The organism is Pseudomonadota bacterium (assembly GCA_010028905.1).
Taxonomy (GTDB): Bacteria; Vulcanimicrobiota; Xenobia; order RGZZ01; family RGZZ01; genus RGZZ01.
Genome location: RGZZ01000663.1, coordinates 1 through 2,221, shown reverse-complemented (window position 1 = coordinate 2,221; position 2,221 = coordinate 1). Strand labels below are relative to the sequence as shown.

Below are 2,221 nucleotides of genomic sequence, written 5' to 3'. Positions count from 1 at the left end.
GGCTCCGCGGAAGCGGGGCGCAGCGGGGCAACGGCGAGACCCATCGCGGCGATGAGCGTCGCGGCGGCCGTTCTGAGGTGCATGGGAGAGTCTCCTGTCTTGATGTCGCAGCCGAAGGTTTCGCGCAGGGATGCAACAGCCCTCTCTCGCTGACCAGATCGGGCCGCAACGCGCCGTCGGCGCAAAATCGCATGAACCCCTAACAGTCAGTTCACAAAAAGTTTTCGCTGATGTTACAAGTCAGCAACATCTCCCGCGTATACTCAGTCTCAGGCGGTTCACCGCTCGCACAATCCCCACCCGGTTCAGCACGAAAGCGAGGCAGCACCCATGCAGTTCCTGACGTCCCTCGTACGCCGGCTCCGCGCGGCCTTCACCCCTCGACCCGCGCAACGCGAGATCGAGGTTGAGCGACGAGACGGCTTTCGTCATCGCGACGGCGTCATCGTGCAGCTCGTGGTCCCGGGAAAGGTCAGCACGGCCACGGTTCGTGTTCGCCAGCGCAAGGGGGCACCGTACCTCGTGGAGGGGGCCGTGTTCAACGCGACGCTGCTCGACGTGAGCGCGAAGGGCGTGCGCCTGCACTGCGCCTCCCTGCAGCCGATCCCGGGGGAACGCGTCTACGTGCGGGTCACGTTTGCCAGCGGTCCCGTCGATCTCGGGGTGAAGACCGTCTGGTCGCGAGAGAGCGGCGACGGCTTCGCGATCGGAGCCGCGTACGCATCGGTGATACCCGGAACAAGCTTCCTGCTCGAGAACTACATGCACGGGAGAATGCAGCTCGCGGCATGAGGCCAGAGCGGCGTCAGGGAAGCCTGGGGTTCAGCGTTCGCGTGATGGGTCAGTGTGGAACGTCTTCGGTGGCCTTGTCGACGGCCATGTGCCATCCTTGCCGGTAAAGGCTGTCCTTCCAGGTCTTCTCTGACCGTGGGCCGTAGCGTGCGGAGAAATCGCGCTTCTCGGAGAGGAAGGTCTGTGCTCGCCAGCCTCGGGCGATGGCTTGATCGCGCAGCACCTTGCCATCGGTGAGCCCACGCACGTACCCCCCTTCGTAGCTCTTGTAGAGCTGCCACCCGTACCAGCAGCCGTAGGCGAGGGCGAGGGTGAAGAGCAGGTTCACCAGCTTGGGGACGAGCTTGGGAATGGGGTTCTGGTTCGGCACGCCGATCAGACCACTCCGTCGAGCGTGGTCTCGATGAGGAAGTCGACCACCTTGCGCAGATCGTTGGTCTCCTCGAAAACCTTCAGCTGCTCGTCAGCACCGGTGCCGCGCTGGCAGATCTGGCGCAGATGCTCGATCTCCTTGCGGCTGCCGAGCTCGTCGACCACCTCGTCAACGAACTCGAGGATCTCCTCGACCAGGTGGTGCACCGTGGTCTCTTCCTTCTTGCCGAAATCGATGAGCTTGCCGTCGATGCCGTAGCGCGCCGCGCGCCACTTGTTCTCTTCGAGAAGGGCTCGGCGATAGAGCCGGAAGCCAAGGTTGCGCTCCTGCAGGCGGCACAGCTTGGCGACGACGGCCTGACAGAGGGCCGCAAGGGCGATTGTATCGTCAACGCGGGTCGGGATGTCGCAGATGCGGAACTCGAGGGTGTCGAAGTTCGGATGGGGCCGCACGTCCCACCAGATCTTGCGGCCGTTGTCGATGCACTTGGTCTGCACCAGGAGGTTGATGTACGACTGGAACTCGCCGTACGACCCGAAGTAGTCCGGGATGCCGGTGCGTGGGAAGCGCTTGAAGATGGTGGTGCGCGTCGACTTGAAGCCCGTCTTGCGACCCAGCCAGAACGGGGAGTTGGTCGACAGGGCAAGCATGTGCGGCAGGAAGTAGCGCGCCGCGTTCATGATGTCGATGGCGAGGTCGCGGTCGGTGATGCCCACGTGCACGTGCAGGCCGAAGATGAGGTTGCCGCGCGCGATGTCTTGAAGGTCTTCGACGATCACACGGTAGCGCTCGGCCTCGGTGATGTCTTGCATGCGCCAGTCGGAGAAGGGGTGGGTCGCAGCCGCCACCATCGCAAGCCCTGCGTTGCGCGCGACGGTGTGAACCGTCTTGCGCGCGTTGAGCAGGTCTTCCCGCGCCGCCTTGACGTTGGCGCAGATATCGGTGCCGATCTCGATGACCGCCTGATGCATCTCAGGCTTGATGCGATCACCGAGCGATCGACGCCCCTCTTCCATCATCTGGAGAACGTGCGAGTGCAGCTCGCCCGTCTGAGGG

Annotated in this window: 3 protein-coding genes; 1 reads left to right on the top strand and 2 read right to left on the bottom strand. The window is 63.8% G+C overall.

Annotation, left to right across the window (positions count from 1 at the left end; translation table 11 throughout):
• Positions 1-330 precede the first annotated feature (330 nt).
• Positions 331-792: a PilZ domain-containing protein gene (locus EB084_24075; GenBank protein NDD31341.1), complete on the top strand. Its 462-nt coding sequence runs from the start codon at positions 331-333 to the stop codon at positions 790-792.
• 49 nt (positions 793-841) lie between these two features.
• On the opposite strand, the gene EB084_24070 is transcribed toward EB084_24075, so the two are convergent.
• Positions 842-1,162, bottom strand: coding sequence for a hypothetical protein (locus EB084_24070; protein NDD31340.1), 321 nt, complete (start codon positions 1,160-1,162; stop codon positions 842-844).
• A 5-nt stretch (positions 1,163-1,167) separates the two neighbouring features.
• Positions 1,168-2,221: carboxylate-amine ligase (locus EB084_24065; protein ID NDD31339.1), on the bottom strand; the 1,054-nt coding region annotated here is incomplete at its 5' end.

Coding starts and splice junctions, on each gene's coding strand:
- EB084_24075 (NDD31341.1), top strand. CDS start 331: ATGCAGTTCCTGACGTCCCTCGTACGCCGGCTCCGCGCGGCCTTCACC.